Source organism: Pseudarthrobacter sp. rb (genome assembly GCF_056389225.1).
The window spans coordinates 92,920-111,815 of record NZ_JBWJAR010000007.1; the positions used below are offsets into that span (position 1 = coordinate 92,920).

16 protein-coding genes are annotated in these 18,896 nt (G+C 67.2%); 15 read left to right on the top strand and 1 reads right to left on the bottom strand.

Features of this window, described 5'->3' with window-relative positions; translation table 11 throughout:
- The first annotated feature begins 13 nt into the window (after positions 1-13).
- From ribH to hisF, 4 genes are all read left to right on the top strand, one after another.
- Positions 14-502 (top strand): 6,7-dimethyl-8-ribityllumazine synthase, encoded by a 489-nt coding sequence (ribH, locus tag ACWRN3_RS11330; protein ID WP_224025738.1) that lies wholly within the window; start codon positions 14-16, stop codon positions 500-502.
- Positions 503-606: 104 nt separating this feature from the next.
- On the top strand, positions 607-870 hold the full coding sequence (locus ACWRN3_RS11335) for a phosphoribosyl-ATP diphosphatase (protein ID WP_009358176.1): 264 nt from the start codon (positions 607-609) through the stop codon (positions 868-870).
- Positions 871-952: 82 nt separating this feature from the next.
- On the top strand, positions 953-1,813 hold the full coding sequence (gene hisG, locus ACWRN3_RS11340) for an ATP phosphoribosyltransferase (protein WP_159632138.1): 861 nt from the start codon (positions 953-955) through the stop codon (positions 1,811-1,813).
- A gap of 40 nt (positions 1,814-1,853) precedes the next feature.
- Positions 1,854-2,630, top strand: a complete 777-nt coding sequence (gene hisF, locus ACWRN3_RS11345; protein ID WP_476740701.1) for an imidazole glycerol phosphate synthase subunit HisF — start codon at positions 1,854-1,856, stop codon at positions 2,628-2,630.
- A gap of 52 nt (positions 2,631-2,682) precedes the next feature.
- Here the strand turns inward: hisF and ACWRN3_RS11350 are convergent, their stop codons facing one another.
- Complete coding sequence (locus ACWRN3_RS11350; protein ID WP_476740702.1) at positions 2,683-3,327, bottom strand: TIGR03085 family metal-binding protein; 645 nt, start codon at positions 3,325-3,327, stop codon at positions 2,683-2,685.
- A gap of 112 nt (positions 3,328-3,439) precedes the next feature.
- Between ACWRN3_RS11350 and hisI the strand changes: the two genes are divergently transcribed.
- The 11 genes from hisI (at position 3,440) to pyk (ending at position 18,805) form a co-directional block, all read left to right on the top strand.
- Entirely contained in the window at positions 3,440-3,895 is a 456-nt protein-coding gene (hisI, locus tag ACWRN3_RS11355; RefSeq protein WP_255175222.1) for a phosphoribosyl-AMP cyclohydrolase, read from the top strand.
- 114 nt (positions 3,896-4,009) lie between these two features.
- The gene (locus ACWRN3_RS11360; RefSeq protein ID WP_476740703.1) at positions 4,010-5,572 is read left to right on the top strand and encodes an anthranilate synthase component I; all 1,563 of its coding nucleotides are present in this window, start codon (positions 4,010-4,012) and stop codon (positions 5,570-5,572) included.
- Positions 5,572-6,225 (top strand): Trp biosynthesis-associated membrane protein, encoded by a 654-nt coding sequence (locus tag ACWRN3_RS11365; protein ID WP_476740704.1) that lies wholly within the window; start codon positions 5,572-5,574, stop codon positions 6,223-6,225. The genes ACWRN3_RS11360 and ACWRN3_RS11365 overlap by 1 nt, the downstream gene beginning before the upstream one ends.
- A 105-nt stretch (positions 6,226-6,330) precedes the next feature.
- Entirely contained in the window at positions 6,331-6,618 is a 288-nt protein-coding gene (locus ACWRN3_RS11370; protein WP_141160741.1) for an HGxxPAAW family protein, read from the top strand.
- Positions 6,618-7,439, top strand: a complete 822-nt coding sequence (gene trpC / locus ACWRN3_RS11375) for an indole-3-glycerol phosphate synthase TrpC (protein WP_476740705.1) — start codon at positions 6,618-6,620, stop codon at positions 7,437-7,439. Before ACWRN3_RS11370 ends, trpC begins: the two co-directional genes overlap by 1 nt.
- A 121-nt stretch (positions 7,440-7,560) precedes the next feature.
- Positions 7,561-8,880: a tryptophan synthase subunit beta gene (gene trpB, locus ACWRN3_RS11380; protein ID WP_476740706.1), complete on the top strand. Its 1,320-nt coding sequence runs from the start codon at positions 7,561-7,563 to the stop codon at positions 8,878-8,880.
- The gene (trpA, locus tag ACWRN3_RS11385) at positions 8,877-9,725 is read left to right on the top strand and encodes a tryptophan synthase subunit alpha (RefSeq protein WP_324644831.1); all 849 of its coding nucleotides are present in this window, start codon (positions 8,877-8,879) and stop codon (positions 9,723-9,725) included. The genes trpB and trpA overlap by 4 nt, the downstream gene beginning before the upstream one ends.
- 2 nt (positions 9,726-9,727) lie before the next feature.
- The gene (lgt, locus tag ACWRN3_RS11390; protein WP_476740707.1) at positions 9,728-10,894 is read left to right on the top strand and encodes a prolipoprotein diacylglyceryl transferase; all 1,167 of its coding nucleotides are present in this window, start codon (positions 9,728-9,730) and stop codon (positions 10,892-10,894) included.
- Between the two features lie 261 nt (positions 10,895-11,155).
- Positions 11,156-15,769 (top strand): glutamate synthase large subunit, encoded by a 4,614-nt coding sequence (gene gltB, locus ACWRN3_RS11395; protein ID WP_324644833.1) that lies wholly within the window; start codon positions 11,156-11,158, stop codon positions 15,767-15,769.
- Entirely contained in the window at positions 15,762-17,219 is a 1,458-nt protein-coding gene (locus ACWRN3_RS11400) for a glutamate synthase subunit beta (RefSeq protein ID WP_159632128.1), read from the top strand. Before gltB ends, ACWRN3_RS11400 begins: the two co-directional genes overlap by 8 nt.
- A 77-nt stretch (positions 17,220-17,296) precedes the next feature.
- The gene (gene pyk / locus ACWRN3_RS11405; protein WP_255175230.1) at positions 17,297-18,805 is read left to right on the top strand and encodes a pyruvate kinase; all 1,509 of its coding nucleotides are present in this window, start codon (positions 17,297-17,299) and stop codon (positions 18,803-18,805) included.
- The last annotated feature ends 91 nt before the right edge of the window (positions 18,806-18,896 follow it).

Below are 18,896 nucleotides of genomic sequence, written 5' to 3' on the forward strand. Positions count from 1 at the left end.
ACACAACAAACCCATGAGCGGACACGGCGCCCCCGACATTGACCTCAGCACCCTCAACCCGGCTGAAACCTCGCAGCTGAAGCTGGCCATCATTGCAGCCAGCTGGCACACGCAGATCATGGATGGCCTCCTGGACGGTGCACTCCGCGCCGCCAAGGATGCCGGGATCGCCGAGCCCACGGTGCTCCGGGTTCCCGGCAGCTTCGAACTTCCCGTGGCCGCCGCGCGGCTGGCACCGCACTTTGACGCCGTGGTGGCCCTCGGCGTCGTGATCCGCGGCGGCACGCCGCACTTCGACTACGTCTGCCAGGCTGCGACGTCGGGCCTCACCGACGTCAGCGTCTCCACCGGCGTGCCGGTGGGCTTCGGCGTGCTCACCTGCGACACCGAACAGCAGGGCCTGGACCGCGCCGGCCTGCCCGGCTCCAAGGAAGACAAGGGCCACGAGGCCGTCACCGCGGCACTGGCCACCGCCGTCGTCCTCAAGCAGTACCGCAGCTAAGCGGCACCCCGCTGCACGGGCGCGGTGTGTATTCCCTCACATCGCGCCCGTCATGGAACCGCCCGGGAAGCGCCCCCACGGCCGCAGCAAGTAGGCTGGAGGGCGTGAAGAATTTCGAGACGCTGTTCGCTGAGCTCAGCGAGAAGGCAGCCACCCGCCCGGAAGGCTCCCGCACCGTCGCTGAATTGGAGTCCGGTGTTCACGGCATCGGCAAAAAAGTCGTTGAGGAAGCAGCCGAAGTATGGATGGCTGCCGAATATGAATCCGATGAAGCTGCGGCCGAGGAAATCTCCCAGCTGTTGTACCACCTGCAGGTCCTGATGCTCGCCAAAGGCCTGACCCTGGAAGACGTCTACAAGCATCTGTAGCCACCGGCCGGCGCTCTGCCGCCGGCCTCCTGTGGCCTGCATTGCCTGATAACCCAGACCTTCCACCCAGAAAGAATTTCCCATGCTGCGAGTAGCCGTTCCCAACAAGGGCTCCCTGTCCGAAGCCGCCTCCGCCATGCTCTCCGAAGCCGGATACCGCCAGCGGCGCGACAGCCGCGAGCTGGTCATGGTTGACCCCGACAACGACATTGAGTTCTTCTTCCTCCGCCCCCGCGACATCGCGGTATACGTGGGCCGGGGAACGCTCGACGTCGGCATCACCGGCCGCGACCTGCTGCTGGACGCCGAGGTGGAAGCCGAAGAGCTGCTTCCACTGGGCTTCGCCGCCTCCACGTTCCGCTTTGCCGGCCCGGTGGGCGATTTCAGTTCCGCCGCCGAGCTCGAAGGCAAGCGCCTTGCCACCAGTTACGACGGATTGCTGCGCAACTACCTGGCAGAACGCGGCATCAATGCCAAGGTGGTCCGGCTCGACGGCGCCGTTGAATCCTCCGTGCGCCTCGGCGTCGCGGACGCCATCGCCGACGTCGTGGAAACCGGCAACACCCTCAAGGCCGCCGGCATGGAAATCTTCGGCGAACCCATCCTCAAATCCGAAGCCGTCCTGATCCGGCGCACCGGCGCCGGCGGAGCCGCCAACGGCACGGCCAAGGAGATCGAGGTCCTCATCCGCCGCCTCCAGGGCGTCCTGGTGGCGCGCCAGTACGTCCTGATGGACTACGACATCCGCAAGGAACTCGTGGAGAAGGCCGCCAGCCTGACTCCCGGCCTCGAATCGCCCACCGTCTCCCCGCTGCGGGACTCCGACTGGGTAGCCGTCCGGTCCATGGTGCCCAAGAAGGAAACCAACCGGATCATGGATGAACTGTACGACCTGGGCGCCCGCGCCATCCTGGTCAGCAGCATCCACGCCTGCCGCATCTGATCAACGGCATCCCCAGCACCACCGAATACCAGGAGTTCCCATGGCAGTAGCAGTACGGGTCATACCCTGCCTTGACGTCGACGCCGGGCGCGTCGTCAAGGGCGTCAACTTCGAGGGCCTCCGCGATGCCGGCGACCCCGTGGAACTCGCCCACCGCTACGACAACGCCGGCGCCGACGAACTGACCTTCCTCGACGTCACCGCGTCGTCCGGCAACCGCGAGACCACGTTCGACGTCGTCCGGCGCACCGCCGAGGAAGTCTTCATCCCGCTCACCGTTGGCGGCGGCGTCCGTGGGGTGGCCGAGGTGGACAAGCTCCTGCGCTACGGCGCGGACAAAGCCTCCATCAACACCGCGGCCGTGGCGCGTCCGGACGTCATCGACGAGATCACCCGGCACTTCGGTTCCCAGGTGCTGGTCCTGTCCGTCGACGCCCGGCGGACGCGCCCGGGATCCCGGCCCACGCCGTCGGGCTTCGAAGTGACCACCCACGGCGGCCGCACCGGCACGGGGATCGACGCCATCGAATGGGCCCGGGAAGCAGCTGACCGCGGCGTCGGGGAGATCCTGCTGAACTCCATCGATGCCGACGGCACCAAGGACGGGTTCGACCTCGAACTCATCAAGCTGGTCCGGGCCGCAGTCAGGGTCCCCATCATCGCCTCCGGCGGCGCGGGGGAGCCGGCGCACTTCCCGCCCGCCGTCGCGGCCGGCGCGGACGCCGTCCTGGCTGCGTCAATTTTCCACTGGGGCCCGGACAACATGATGTCCCAGGTCAAGGACGCCATCCGTGAGGCAGGCTTCGAAGTCAGGTAATCACTATCTCCAAAAGCAACGCCAGGTCACTGTCTGTGACCTGGCGTTGCCTTTACAGTCCTACTTCGGCTGACTGGAGGAGGGCGACGGCGTCGGGCTGGCCTTCGAACGTGACCAGGGCATGGCGGGTGCGGCCATGGGCGTGCATCAGCAGTTCGCCCGGCTCGCCGACGATGGCCACCGAAACAGGCGCGCGCTTGGCCACGTGCCGCGGCCCGGACGGGCGGACCAGGACAATGCCAAGGTCCACGCCGCGGTAAAGGATGGCGGCGCGTTTAACCAGTTCGTCCCAGAGCGCGTCCGAGTAGGCCTCGTCCAGTGCCCGGGGGGCCCACCGGTCCACGGCGCGCCGGACGTCCTCCGTGTGCACGAAGTACTCGATCAGGTTGGCGCTTTCGTCCAGCGCCCGGATGCTCATCGGGGAGAGGGTCGGTGGCCCGGCGCGGAAGGTGTTCACCAGCCGGGCGTAGTCCTCGTTGTTGGTGAGCTTGGCGGCCAGCTTTGCGGTGGCTTGGTCCGAGGCCTTGGCCAGGCGCTTGATGATCAAACCGAGCCCGACGGCGGCCTTCCGCTCGCGCAGGTACAGGTGCGCGGCCAGGTCCCTGGTACGCCAGCCCTTGCACAGCGTGGGCGCATCAGGGCCGGCCGCAAGCAGGGTTTCGGCCAGGACTTCTCGGGACGGTTCGACGAAATGCATCACTTGTGAAACTAGCACGAGTGGTGTGGAGTTGGGCAGCACTGCGGCGGCCGGTGGCGTGCCGTTGTTCACAACAGGAGACCGGCCCGGCGGAGGCACTAGACTTGACCCGATGTCTGAGCAGCCAACCCCCGTCCAAACCGCAGGATCCGCCGTGTCCGCGCCCGTGCAGTCCGTGCCGGCGCCATCCGTTGAATCCGCCCCGCCGGCAAGCCCGCTTCCCGAGGAGGTGGCCGCCGCGCTCAAGCGCGACGGCGCAGGCCTGGTGGCCGCTGTGGTGCAGCAGTACGACACGAACGAAGTGCTCATGCTTGGCTGGATGGACGACGAAGCCCTCCACCGCACCATGACCACCGGCCGCGTGACGTTCTACTCCCGCTCCCGCCAGGAGTACTGGCGCAAGGGGGACACCTCGGGGCACGTCCAGTGGGTCAAGTCCGTGGCCATGGACTGCGACGGCGACGCACTGCTGGTGCGCGTCGACCAGGTGGGCGCCGCCTGCCACACCGGCACCCGGACCTGCTTCGACGGCAGGGACCTCGACGTGGTGGCCGGCCAGGCAGGGTAGGCGGCAGCGACAGTCCGGCCGGCGTTTCCACCCGGCGGCGGCCATCCCAGCAAAGCACAACCAAGGTGCCGGCAACGCCGGCCCTTTTTGAAGAACAGGCGGACAAGCACAGCCATGCAGGACCTCGGAACCATCAGCCCAAGCCTTGAGGAGTTCCGGGAACTCGCCGGCCACAGCCGCGTCATTCCCGTCCGGCTCAAGGTCCTCGCCGACGCCGAAACCCCCATCGGCCTGTACCGGAAGCTGGCCCAGGGGCAGCCCGGCACCTTCCTCATGGAATCGGCCGCCGTGGGCGGAGCCTGGTCACGCTACTCCTTCATCGGTGCCAAATCCCGCGCCACGCTGACCACCAAGGACGGCCAGGCGCACTGGCTCGGCGAGCCGCCCGCCGGGGTGCCGGTCAGCGGCAGTCCGGTGGACGCCATCCGCGACACCATCGATGCCCTGCGCACTGACCGGTTCGAGGGGCTGCCACCGTTCACCTCCGGCCTGGTGGGCTTCCTCGGCTGGGAAACCGTCCGGCACTGGGAGCGGCTGGTCAGTCCGCCGGAGGACGATCTGCACCTGCCCGAGATGGCCCTGAACCTGGTCACGGACATGGCGGTGCACGACAACGTTGACGGCACGGTCCTGCTGATCGCCAATGCCATCAACTTCGACAACAGCTCCGAGCGCGTCGATGAGGCCTGGCACGATGCCGTGGCCCGGGTCAAGGAACTCCTGGCCAGGATCAGCGCCCCCGTGGTGCAGCCGGTGTCCGTGCTGGCCCCTGCTGCCCTGGACTTCGCCTCGAGCGTCCAGGAGCGCTGGGACGAAGCTGAATACCTGGCAGCCCTGGACCGCGGCAAGGAAGCCATCGTTGACGGCGAAGTCTTCCAGGTGGTGATCTCGCGCCGCTTCGAGATGGAGTGCAAGGCGTCCGCCCTGGACGTCTACCGCGTGCTCCGCAACACCAACCCCAGCCCGTACATGTACATTTTCAGCCTCGAAGACGCCGAGGGCCGCGAATACTCCATTGTCGGGTCCTCCCCGGAGGCGCTGGTGACGGTCACGGGCGAGGAAGTCATCACCCACCCCATCGCCGGCTCCCGCCCCCGCGGCAAGACGGTCGAAGCGGACAAGGCCCTGGCCGAGGAACTGCTGGCGGACCAGAAGGAACGCGCCGAGCACCTGATGCTGGTGGACCTGTCCCGCAACGACCTCTCCAAGGTCTGCGTTGCCGGCACGGTGGATGTCACCCAGTTCATGGAGGTGGAGCGCTTCAGCCACATCATGCACCTGGTATCCACCGTGGTGGGGCAGCTCGCTCCGCAGGCCAAGGCTTACGACGTCCTGAAGGCCACGTTCCCGGCCGGCACGCTCTCCGGAGCCCCCAAGCCCAGGGCGCTGCGCCTGCTCGATGAGCTGGAACCGCACCGCCGCGGCATCTACGGCGGCGTGGTGGGCTACCTCGACTTCGCCGGGGACATGGACATGGCCATCGCCATCAGGTCGGCGCTGATCCGGGAAGGGCGCGCCTACGTCCAGGCCGGCGGCGGCATCGTGGCGGACTCGGTGAACCCCACCGAGGCCATGGAAACCGTCAACAAGGCCGCCGCCCCGCTGCGCGCAGTCCACACCGCCGGATCGCTGCACAACATTTCGGCGGAATCCCTGCCAGGCGGGACGGACTCCTGATGCCGGATTCCGGAGTAACTGCGGGCAAGGCCGGCAAAGCAGGCAAGGCGCGGAAGAACCGCGGCACGCCGGTGTGGGCACGCAAGTCGACGCTGGTGATGCTGATCGCCCTCCTCGCGCTGGCCGCCTTCGGCACCACCACCCAGACCTGGATGACTGCCACCCTGGACCCCAACCAGGTCGGCCAGGCTGCCGCCACCCAAAGTGCCATCCAGGTGCAGGGCAGCAAGGCCGCCACCACCGTCACGGCCCTGGGCCTGGTGGCCCTTGCCGGGGGACTGGCAGCTGCCATCGCCGGCAGGATCGCACGGTGGGTCATCACCGCCATCATCGTCCTGGCCTCAGCCGGTGTGGTCACCGCCGCGGCAACGGTCCTGGCCGACCCGCTCTCGGCCGCGCAGGGAACCATTGCAGGCGCCACCGGGATCTCCGGCAGCCAGGCGCACGTGGAGCTCACCCCCTTTCCGGTACTTGCCGTCGTCGCCGGCTGCCTGCTGGCGCTGGCAGCCCTCCTGATCCTGCCGGCGTCCCGTTACTGGAAGACGCGCACCAAATATGACGCGCCCGGCGCCGCGGGAACCGCTGCAGCGGCGGGACCAGTGGACGAGATTGACAGCTGGGACCGGCTTTCCCGCGGCGAGGACCCAACGTAAGGCCTGCGGCCGCCACCGCCGGCACGGGCGTCGGGCCCGGCGGTACGCGGTCGGCGGCCAAAAAATGGCAGAATGTAAGCAGTATCCACCCTGAGGAGATTTTCCATGAGCAAAGCACCTGCGTCCGTTTCCAAGTCCGGCACCCGCCAGGTCGCCCCGGGCGCCATTGACCACAGCCAGGAACTGGGCCACGGCAACAGCCCGGCAGCATGGACCTGCGTCATCGTCATGCTCGTCGGCGCGCTCATCGCAGCCATCGCCTTCGTTATCGCCAGCACCCCCATCTTCATTGGCGGCGCCGTTGTCATGGTCATCGGCCTGATCCTCGGTTACGTCATGCGCAAGGCAGGCTACGGCGTCGAAGGCAGCAAGCTGAAGAACTCCGGCCACTGATGGCGACTGTTCTCGACGACATCAACGCCGGTGTCAGGGAGGATATGGAGGCCAGGAAGCGGCTCGTTTCCCTGGCTGAGCTGAAGGACCTGGTCCAGGCAGCGGCACCCGCCCGCGACGCATGGGCGGCCCTCGGCGGAACCTCCCCAACCCGGGAACAGCTGAAAGTCATCGCCGAAATCAAGCGCCGCAGCCCCTCCAAGGGCGATCTCGCCAGCATCGGGGATCCGGCGTCGCTCGCCCGGCAGTACGCCGACGGCGGTGCCTCCGTCATCAGCGTCCTCACCGAACAGCGCCGCTTCAACGGGTCCCTGGCCGACCTCGACGCCGTGCGCGCCGCCGTCGACATCCCGCTGCTGCGCAAGGACTTCACGCTCGACGAGTACCAGATATGGGAGGCCCGTGCCCACGGTGCCGACCTCATCCTGCTCATCGTGGCCGCGCTTTCCGACGCGCAGCTCACCGAGTTCAGCGCCCTCAGCCGCGAGCTCGGCATGAACGTGCTGGTGGAGACGCACACGGAGGAAGAAATCGAGCGGGCCATCGCGGCCAACGCCCGGATCATCGGCGTCAACGTACGCAACCTGAAGACGCTCGACGTCGACCGTTCCGTTTTTGCCTCACTGGCAGGAATGATCCCCGCCGAAGCTGTCGTGGTTGCCGAATCAGGCGTCCGCGACGCGGACGACGTCACGCACTACGCCGCCAGCGGCGCCAACGCCATACTGGTGGGCGAGGCCCTGGTAAGCCACGCCACGCCGCGGGAACGCATCGCCGAGTTCACTGCCGCCGGCGCCGCCGCCATCGCTGCCCGCAGCTAAGGCACACCCCATCCAGCCTCCTGCTGGGCAGCAGTACGTTGCCCCGCAGGACAGGCACCCGTTCCGGCCCGGTACCGGAAATGCACACTTTTGACCACCAACTTCGAACAGGACAGGACTGATGGCTGAAACACCCTCAGGAAACGCTGACAACACCACCGCGGAAGCATTCCTGCAGGGGGGATCCCTCCGCCACGCCCCGGGGCCGTACTTCGGCAACTACGGCGGCCGATGGATGCCCGAGTCCCTCATCGCCGCCCTGGACGAACTTGAAGAGACCTTCAACAAGGCCAAGGACGACCCCGACTTCCGGGCCCAGATCGCGGACCTGAACAAGAACTACTCCGGCCGCCCGTCCCTGCTCACGGAAGCCAAGCGGTTCTCCCAGCACGCCGGGGGAGTGCGGGTGTTCCTCAAGCGCGAGGACCTCAACCACACGGGCTCGCACAAGATCAACAACGTCCTGGGCCAGGCGCTGCTCGCCAAGCGCATGGGCAAGACCCGCATCATCGCCGAGACCGGCGCCGGCCAGCACGGCGTGGCCAGTGCCACCGCTGCCGCCCTCATGGGCCTGGAGTGCGTGGTGTACATGGGTGCCGAGGACTGCCGCCGCCAGGCGCTGAACGTTGCCCGCATGGAGCTGCTGGGGGCCAAGGTCATTCCCGTGACCAGCGGCTCCCAGACCCTCAAGGACGCCATCAACGATGCCCTCCGGGACTGGGTAGCCAACGTTTCCACCACCCACTACCTGCTGGGCACGGCCGCCGGAGCCCATCCGTTCCCCGCCATGGTCCGCTACTTCCATGAGGTCATCGGCGAGGAAGCCCGCGCCCAGATCCTCGAGCAGGAGGGCCGGCTCCCGGACGCTGTCTGCGCCTGCATTGGCGGCGGCTCCAACGCCATCGGCATCTTCCACGGGTTCCTGGATGATCCCAGCGTGAAGATCTACGGGTTCGAGGCCGGCGGCGAAGGTGTGGAGACAGGCCGGCACGCCGCGACCATTACCCTGGGCAAGCCCGGGGTCCTCCATGGCGCACGGTCCTACCTGATGCAGGACGACGATGGGCAGACCATCGAGTCGCACTCCATCTCCGCCGGACTGGACTACCCCGGGGTCGGCCCGGAGCACTCCTACCTGGCCGACATCGGGCGGGTCAGCTACGAGCCCATCACCGACGGCGAAGCGATGGACGCCTTCCGGCTCCTGTGCCGCACCGAAGGCATCATCCCCGCCATCGAGTCCTCGCATGCGCTGGCCGGAGCCATCAAGGTGGGCCAGCGGCTTGCCGCCGAGGATGCCGCTTCCGCCGCCGAAAAGATCATCATCGTCAACCTTTCCGGACGCGGTGACAAGGACGTAGCCACCGCCGCCGAATGGTTTGACCTGTTGGACAAAAATTCTGCCGAATCGGAAATCGGCAAAGAGGGGGAGCAGCTGTGAGCAGCGCAGACATCGCCAACCAGGCAGAGACGGCCAGCAAGTCGGCAGCAGCGATCGACCGGGCCCGTTCCCAGGGGCGTTCGGCGCTCATCGGCTACCTTCCCGCCGGCTACCCCAGCGTGGAGGAAACCATCGCCGCAGGCATCGCCCTGGCGGAGAACGGAGCCGACCTGATCGAAATCGGCATCCCCTACTCCGATCCGGTCATGGACGGCCAGGTCATCCAGGCCGCCACCACCGAGGCCCTGGCCAAGGGCTTCCACGTCAGCCAGGTCTTCGACGTCGTCGCCGGCATCACCAGCAGGACCGACGCCGCCGTCTTGGTCATGACCTACTGGAACCCCGTGGTCCGCATGGGCGTGGATGAGTTCTCGCGCCGGCTCGCCGAAGCCGGTGGCGCCGGGCTCATCACCCCGGACCTCATTCCGGACGAGGCCGCCGAGTGGATGGCAGCCTCTGACAAGTATGGCCTGGACCGGGTGTTCCTGGTGGCACCGTCCTCCACGCCGGAGCGCATGCAGCGCACCGTGGACGCGAGCCGCGGCTTCGTCTACGCCGTGTCCATCATGGGCGTCACGGGCGCACGGACATCCGTCAGCACGGCCGCCAAGGATGTTGTGGCAGCCGCGCACGGTGCAGGCGCCGAACGCGTCTGCGTTGGCCTTGGCGTCTCCACCGCGGACCAGGTCCGCGAAATCGCAGCCTACGCCGAAGGCGTCATCGTGGGCACGGCATTGGTGGCCGCCCTCCGCGACGGGGGAGTGGACGCCGTCGGCGCCCTCACCAAGGACCTCGCCACGGGGCTGGCCCGGGAATCGGGCCTCACGCAGGAAACCGGGGCGTAGCCGTGCAGCCGCTCCTTCAGGCAACCGCCCTGGCACCCACGTTGGTGTCCGCCAGCATCCCCAGCCCGGACTGGTCCGGCTTCGACATCCCCCTCCCGTGGGGCAGCCTGCGGATCCACGCCTACGCGTTGTGCATCCTGGCCGGCATCGTCGTAGGCCTTTGGCTGACGTCCGTCCGCTGGGCCAAGCGTGGTGCGCCTGAAGGCAGCGTCTGGGACATCGTCATCTGGGCCATCCCCTTTGGCATCATCGGGGGCCGGCTGTACCACGTGGTCTCATCACCGGACGCCTACTTCGGCCCCGGCTTCGACGGCACCGGAGACCTTTCCCTGATCCCGCAGATCCAACGGGGCGGGCTGGGAATCTGGGGCGCCGTCGTGCTCGGTGCGGTGGGTGCCTGGATCGGGTGCCGCCGCAGCGGCGTCAAGCTGAGCGCCTTCGTCGATGCCGCAGCGCCGGGCCTGCTCCTGGCACAGGCCATTGGCCGGTGGGGCAACTACTTCAACCAGGAACTCTTCGGCGGCCCCACCACCCTGCCGTGGGGTCTGCAAATCGACGCGGACAACCCCAACTTTCCGGCCGGCATGCCCGCCGACACCCTCTTCCACCCCACGTTCCTCTACGAGTCGCTGTGGAACCTGGCCGGCGTCCTGATCCTGCTCGCCCTGGACCGGCGCTTCAACTTCCGCCGGAGCAGGCTCTTCTGGCTGTACGCCATGTACTACACGCTGGGCCGCGTCTGGATTGAAGCGATGCGCATCGACGATGCTGAGCAGATCAGCATCTTCGGCATCACCACCAGGCTCAATGTGTGGACCAGCATCTTCGTGTTCCTGGCAGCCCTGGCCGCCTTCATCCTGCTCGGCCTCAAGGGCCGGCCGGACCCGGACACCGTGTACCTCGCCGGCCGTGAACCGGACAAGGCCGTGACAACGGGACCACATGCCGGGACAGTCACAGAGGTCCGTGATCCGGACACTGTTGTCTCAGATAGTGATTCGCGTGGTAATCTCCCTGATAACCACAGCGGTTCCAGGCATGCTTCCGACCCCACGGAAGAAGCCGCGGCGGCACCGGCCGGCCCAAAGCCCGGAGCGGATGCGACGGCTGCCGGACACTCCGGCAGCACAGCCACGGAACCCGCACCGGAGGCCGGCACCGGCAAGTAGGGCGCCGGCCAGGCAGGGCAGTAGAGCCACCGCTCGAAGAGCCCGAAACCACAACGTCGTGGCATGGGGCACCGTCCGTACAGCGTGAAGCTGCTGTCCGGTGTTGCCCCGGGCAGGGGCCTGCGTAACCGTTAGTTCAGCAGGCTGCGCTGACCTACAATTTCCAGTAATCAACACTTTGTTGTGCCCTTGCAACGGCGCCGACGAGTGGGGCCAACGGTGTCCCTTCCATACGCACGATCAGGAGGAAGGACGTCTCCCATGACCCAAACTCTTAACACTCCCAGCTGGTCCGAACCGGATCAGCCCGGGGCTGCCCTGTCGCCGTTCAAGCGCTTCGCCGCCATGCCGGAGGCCGCCGGGCTGTACAACCCGGAACAGGAAAAGGACGCGTGCGGCCTCGCCATCATCGCCACCCTTCGCGGCGAACCCGGGTACGACATCGTCGATGCCGCCCTCACCGCGCTGCGCAACCTTGAGCACCGCGGCGCCGTGGGCGCCGACGAGGGAACCGGCGACGGCGCGGGCCTGCTCATGCAGATCCCCGACGAGTTCTTCCGGGCCGTCACCGAGTTCGAGCTGCCGGCCCCAGGCCAGTACGTTGCCGGCACCGCGTTCCTTCCTGCCGAGCAGCGGGAGGCCGACGCCGCCAAGGCAGGCATCGAGGGACTGGCCGCCGACGAGGGCCTGAAGGTCCTCGGATGGCGCGAAGTGCCGGTAGTCGCCGACCTCGTGGGCGCCATGGCCCGGGCCTGCATGCCTTACTTCTCCCAGCCCTTCCTCGCATCCGCCAACGGTGAGGAACTCGACCGCAACGAACTGGACTCCCGCGCCTGGCGGATCCGCAAGCGCGCCCAGAACAAGTTCGGCGTGTACTTCCCGTCGCTGTCCTCGCGCACCATCGTCTACAAGGGCATGCTGACCACCGCCCAGCTGGAGCCGTTCTACCCGGACCTGTCAGACAAGCGCTTCAAGACCAAGCTCGCGATCGTCCACTCGCGCTTCTCCACCAACACCTTCCCGTCCTGGCCACTCGCGCAGCCGTTCCGGACCATCGCCCACAACGGTGAAATCAACACCGTCAAGGGCAACCGGAACTGGATGCGCGCACGCCAGTCCCAGCTTGCCAACCCGCTGCTGGGTGACTCGCCGGAAGAGCTGTACCCCATCTGCACCCCCGGCGCCTCCGACTCGGCCTCCTTTGACGAGGTAGCGGAACTCCTGTGGCTGTCCGGCCGCCCCATCACGCACTCGATCATGATGATGATCCCTGAGGCCTGGGAAAACCACGCCACCATGGATCCGGCCCGCCGCGCCTTCTACGAGTACCACTCGCTGCTGATGGAACCCTGGGACGGCCCCGCCGCCGTCTCCTTCACCGACGGCAACCTGGTGGGCGCCACCCTGGACCGCAACGGACTGCGTCCCGGCCGCTTCTGGATCACCGAGGACGGGCTGATCGTCTTCGCCTCCGAGGTGGGCGTGATCGACGTCGAACCCTCCAAGGTGGTCAAGAAGGGCCGTGTGTCCCCGGGCAAGATGTTCCTGGTGGACACCGAGGCCGGCCGCATCATTGACGACGAAGAGGTCAAGGCCGAAGTGGCCGCGGCCAACCCGTGGGCCGAGTGGGTCAAGGACAACCTGATCGACCTCAACGACCTGCCCGAGCGCGAGCACGTGGTGCACACCGCCGCGTCCGTCAACATCCGCCAGCGCACCTTCGGCTACACCACCGAGGAACTGAAGATCCTGCTGGGCCCCATGGCCCGCACCGGCGCCGAACCCCTGGGTGCCATGGGTTCCGATACCCCGGTGGCTGTGCTGTCCAAGCGCCCGCGCCTGCTCTTCGACTACTTCGTGCAGTCCTTCGCGCAGGTCACCAACCCGCCGCTGGACGCCATCCGTGAAGAACTGGTCACCTCGCTGACCTGCGCCATCGGACCCAACGGCAACCTCCTGGACACCAAGCAGGTCCGCCAGCCGCAGGTCCAGCTGCCCTTCCCGGTGATCAACAACGACCAGCTCGCCAAGATCGCCAACATCGAGGACGCCGACGGCAACCGCGTGGCCATGAAGGTCCGCGGCCTGTACCGCCCTGAGGGCGGCGAGAACGCGCTCCGCGCCCGCCTCACCGAAATCTGCGAGCAGGTCTCCGGTGCGATCAACCGCGGTGTCCAGTACATCGTGCTGTCCGACCGTGACTCCAACGCCCAGTGGGCGCCCATCCCGTCGCTGCTGCTGGTCAGCGCCGTGCACCACCACCTGCTGCGCAGCGCCAACCGCACCAAGACCGCCCTGGTGGTCGAAGCCGGCGACGTCCGCGAAACCCACCACGTTGCAGTCCTGATCGGCTATGGCGCCTCCGCCGTCAACCCGTACCTGGCCATGGAATCCGTGGAGCAGCTCATTGCGGCCGGCGACGTCACCGGGGTGACCCCGCAGGACGGCGTCTACAACCTCATCAAGGGCCTGGGCAAGGGCGTCCTGAAGATCATGTCCAAGATGGGCATCTCCACGGTGGCCTCGTACACCGGCGCCCAGACCTTCGAGGCACTGGGCCTGGGCCAGGAACTGGTGGACGAATTCTTCGCCGGCACGCACTCCCAGCTGGGCGGCGTGGGCCTGGACGTCATCGCTGCCGAGGTCTCCGCCCGCCACCAGATGGCCTACCCGGAGGGCGGCATCGAACAGCCGCACCGTCCGCTTTTGGGCGGCGGCGAGTACCAGTGGCGCCGCGACGGCGAGCCGCACCTGTTCAACCCGGAGACCGTCTTCCGGCTGCAGCACGCCACGCGTGAGCGCCGCTACGACATCTTCAAGGCGTACACCAGGGGAGTGGACGACCAGTCCACCAACCTCATGACCCTCCGCGGCCTGCTCAAGTTCAAGAATGAGCGCCCGTCTGTTCCCCTTGAGGAAGTGGAGCCCGTCTCCAGCATCGTCAAGCGGTTCTCCACCGGGGCGATGAGCTACGGCTCCATCTCCCAGGAGGCCCACGAGACGCTGGCCATCGCCATGAACCAGTTGGGCGGCAAGTCCAATACCGGCGAAGGCGGCGAGGATGTGGACCGCCTGCTCGACCCGAAGCGCCGCTCCGCGGTCAAGCAGATCGCGTCCGGCCGCTTCGGCGTGACCAGCCTCTACCTGACCAACGCCGACGACATCCAGATCAAGATGGCGCAGGGTGCCAAGCCCGGTGAAGGCGGCCAGCTGATGGCGCAGAAGGTCTACCCGTGGGTTGCCCGCACGCGACACTCGACCCCCGGCGTCGGGCTGATCTCCCCGCCCCCGCACCACGACATCTACTCGATCGAGGACTTGGCGCAGCTCATCTACGATGCCAAGCGTGCCAACCCCTCGGCCCGTGTCCACGTGAAGCTTGTCTCCGAAGTGGGGATCGGCACCGTGGCGTCCGGCGTGACCAAGGCGAAGGCCGACGTCGTCCTTGTCTCCGGACATGACGGCGGCACCGGCGCCTCGCCGCTGAACTCGCTCAAGCATGCCGGTGTTCCCTGGGAGCTTGGCCTGGCCGAGACCCAGCAGACGCTCATGCTCAACGGCCTGCGCGACCGCGTGGTGGTGCAGGTGGACGGCCAGCTCAAGACCGGCCGCGACGTTGTCATCGCTGCCCTGCTGGGCGGCGAGGAGTTCGGTTTCGCCACTGCCCCGCTGGTGGTGGAAGGCTGCATCATGATGCGCGTCTGCCACCTGGACACCTGCCCGGTCGGCGTCGCCACGCAGAACCCCGAGCTGCGGGCCCGCTTCAGCGGCAAGCCGGAGTTCGTGGTCAACTTCTTCGAGTTCCTTGCCGAGGAAGTCCGCGAAATCCTGGCCGAGCTCGGGTTCCGGAGCCTCGAGGAGGCGATCGGCCACGCCGAGGTCCTGGACACCCGCGACGCGGTGGACCACTGGAAGGCCGACGGCCTGGACCTGGACCCGATCCTGCACGGCCTGGAGTTCGACGACGACGCGCCGCTGCGCAACATGACCGGCCAGAACCACGAACTGGACAAGCACTTCGACCAGCGCCTGATCACCATGGCCACCGAGGCGCTGACGGACCGCAGCCCGGTGAAGATCACCGTGGACGTCATCAACACCGACCGTTCGGTGGGCACCATGCTGGGCCACGTGGTCACCAAGACCTTTGGTACCGATGTCCTGGCCACGGACACCATCGACGTCACGCTGAACGGCACCGCGGGCCAGTCCCTGGGCGCCTTCCTGCCCGCGGGCATCACGCTGCGGCTGTACGGCGACTCGAACGACTACGTGGGCAAGGGCCTGTCCGGCGGCCGGATCATCGTCCGCCCGGACCGGACCAACGTGTTCAAGGCGGAGACCAACGTCATCGCCGGCAACGTGATCGGCTATGGCGCCACCAGTGGTGAGATGTTCCTGCGCGGCCAGGTGGGCGAACGCTTCCTGGTCCGCAACTCCGGTGCCACCGCCGTCGTCGAAGGCATCGGTGACCACGGCTGTGAATACATGACCGGCGGCCAGACGCTGATCATCGGACGCACGGGCCGCAACTTCGGCGCGGGCATGTCCGGCGGTACCGCCTACGTCCTGGACCTGCGGACCACCCGCGTCAACAAGCAGGCGCTGGAGTCCGGCGAACTGCAGCTGCGCGAGCTGGACTCCGAGGACCGCGACATCGTCCACGGCCTGCTGGTCAAGCACGTGGAAGAAACTGACTCCCAGCTGGCGGCACGCCTCCTTGAGAACTTCGATGACACGGCCGCCCGCATCACCAAGGTGCTGCCGCGCGACTACGCGGCCGTGCTGCAAACCCGTCTCGACGCCATCGAAGAGGGCCTTGACCCCGACGGCGAAGAAGTATGGTCTCGAATCCTGGAGGTTACCGGTGGCTGATCCACGCGGATTTCTGAAAGTACGCCAGCGTGAAACCCAGCCACGCCGCCCCGTTCCCGTCCGCATCATGGACTGGAAAGAGGTCTACGAGGCGCAGGAAAAGGGCACGCTGAAAGCCCAGGCCGGACGCTGCATGGACTGTGGTGTCCCGTTCTGCCACCAGGGCTGCCCGCTGGGCAACCTCATCCCCGAGTGGAACGACCTCATGTGGCGGGACAAGGGCGATGAAGCAATCGAGCGCCTGCACGCCACGAACAACTTCCCTGAGTTCACCGGACGGCTCTGCCCGGCGCCCTGCGAGGCGTCCTGCGTGCTGGGGATCAACCAGCCCGCCGTCACCATCAAGCAGGTGGAAGTTTCGATCATCGATGAGGCCTGGGACAACGGCTGGGTCAATCCGCTGCCGCCGGCGCGCCTCACCGGCAAGACTGTTGCGGTGGTCGGCTCCGGCCCCGCCGGCCTGGCCGTCGCCCAGCAGCTCACCCGCGTGGGCCACACCGTTGCCGTCTATGAGCGGGACGACAAGATCGGCGGCCTGCTGCGGTACGGCATCCCCGACTTCAAGATGGAAAAAGAGCAGGTGGACCGCCGCGTCGAGCAGATGAAGGCGGAAGGCACCCGCTTCCGGACCGGCGTGTCCGTGGGCACCGACGTTACCTGGGAGCAGCTGCGCAGGCGCTATGACGCCGTCGTGGTGTGCACGGGTGCCACCGTTCCGCGTGACCTGCCCATCCCGGGCCGCGACCTGGACGGCGTCCACTTCGCGATGGACTACCTGGTGCCGGCGAACCGCGCGGTGGCCGGGGAAACCATTGAGAACCAGATCAACGCCCACGGCAAGCATGTGGTGATCCTGGGTGGCGGCGATACCGGTGCCGACTGCTTGGGCACCGCGCACCGGCACGGCGCCGCGTCCGTTACCACCCTGGCCATCGGCAAGCAGCCGCCGGCAGAGCGTGCCAGCCACCAGCCGTGGCCGACGTTCCCCACCCTCTTCGAGATGGCCAGCGCACACGAGGAAGGCGGCGAACGCACCTACCTCGCCTCCACCGTCGAGTTCGTTGGCGAAAACGGCAAGCTCACCGGGGTGAAGGTGGCCGAGACGGAGTTCGTGGATGGCAAGCGGCTCCCGAAGGCCGGCACCGAGCGGATTATTCCCGCGGACCTGGTGTTCCTGTCCCTCGGCTTCACGGGCGCCGAACCTGCCGGGATCACCGAACAGGTGCACGCCGAATTCGACGGCCGCGGCAACGTGGCGCGCGATGGCTACTACATGACCAACACCGAGGGCGTCTTCGTTGCCGGTGACGCCGGGCGCGGGCAGTCCCTGATTGTGTGGGCCATTGCCGAGGGCCGCGCCGCCGCAGCCGCTGTGGACAAGTACCTGATGGGAAGCACCATCCTTCCTGCACCCGTCGCGCCGACGGACCGCGCCATCGCCGTCCTCTGACCGCTGTCCCGGGGGATGCATCGAGGGTTCACCTCGCAGACAACTTAACCAATGCAAGAGACCAATAGGGTAGGTATATGAGACGCGCAAAAATTGTGGCTACGTTTGGCCCGGCAATTGCCAGCTACGAAAACACCCTCGCGGTGCTGGAGGCCGGCGTTGACGTCGCCCGCATGAACATGAGCCACGGTGACTACACCGTGCATGACAACACCTACGAGAACGTCCGCAAGGCCGCGTCCGACCTGAGCAAGGCAGTGGCCATCATGGCCGACCTGCAGGGTCCCAAGATCCGCCTGGGCCGTTTCGTTGACGGCCCGCACGCCCTCGCTGTTGGCGACATCTTCACCATCACCACCGAGGATGTTCCCGGCACCAAGGACATCTGCTCCACCACGCTGAAGAGCCTCACCGAGGACGTCAACGTGGGCGACGCCCTGCTGATCGACGACGGCAAGGTGGCACTTCGCGCCATCGAGGTCGACGACGTCAAGGTGGTCGCCGAGGTAACCGTCGGTGGCATGGTGTCAAACAACAAGGGCATCAACCTCCCCGGCGTGGCCGTCAACGTCCCCGCGCTGAGTGAAAAAGACGAGGATGACCTCCGCTGGGCCATCCGCCGCGGCGTGGACCTGGTGGCGCTCTCGTTTGTCCGCGACGCCTCGGACATTACCCGCGTGCACGAGATCATGGACGAGGAAGGCCGCCGCGTGCCCGTCATCGCCAAGATCGAGAAGCCGCAGGCCGTGGAGCAGCTGCCCGAGATCATCGACGCGTTCGACGCCATCATGGTGGCCCGTGGCGACCTCGGCGTGGAACTGCCGCTGGAGGAAGTGCCGATCGTCCAGAAGCGCGCCGTCGAACTGGCACGCCGCTGGGCGAAGCCGGTCATCGTGGCCACCCAGGTCCTGGAATCCATGATCGACAACCCGCGCCCCACCCGTGCAGAGGCGTCCGACTGCGCCAACGCTGTCCTCGACGGTGCCGACGCTGTCATGCTGTCCGGCGAGACCAGCGTGGGCAAGTACCCCATCGAGACGGTCAAGACCATGGCCCGGATCATCGAGTCCACCGAAGTCCACGGCCTGGAGCGCGTTCCCCCGCTGGGGACCAAGCCCAAGACCCGTGGTGGTGCCATCACGCGTGCCGCCGTCGAAATCGCCGACCAGCTGGATGCGAAGTACATCTGTACCTTCACCCAGTCCGGCGACTCCGCCCGGCGCCTCTCCCGCCTGCGGCCCATCAAGGCCGTGTTCGCCTTCACCCCGGTGGAGCACGTGTGGAACCAGCTGGCACTGACCTGGGGCATCCAGCCGGTGCTGGTCCCCATGGTGGGGCACACCGATGAGATGACGTCCCAGGTTGACCGCAGCCTGCTGGAAATGGACCTGGTGGACGACGGCGACCTGGTGGTCATTGCCGCCGGTTCCCCTCCCGGAAAAGCCGGCTCCACGAACATGCTGAAGGTCCACAAGGTGGGCGACCTCGCCGATGCCGGCAGCCAGGGCGGCGAGCCCGGCAGCAACCGCGAGAAGCTCGGCCCCTGGCCGGAGAAGAAGAAGAAGAACCAGGCCGCACAGGGCTAGGCTTCAACGAAAAGGACCCCTGCCGGCTGGCAGGGGTCCTTTTCGTTGTGTTGGCTTTTTGGTGACCGTTTGCGGCTTGTGGCCGGGCCGT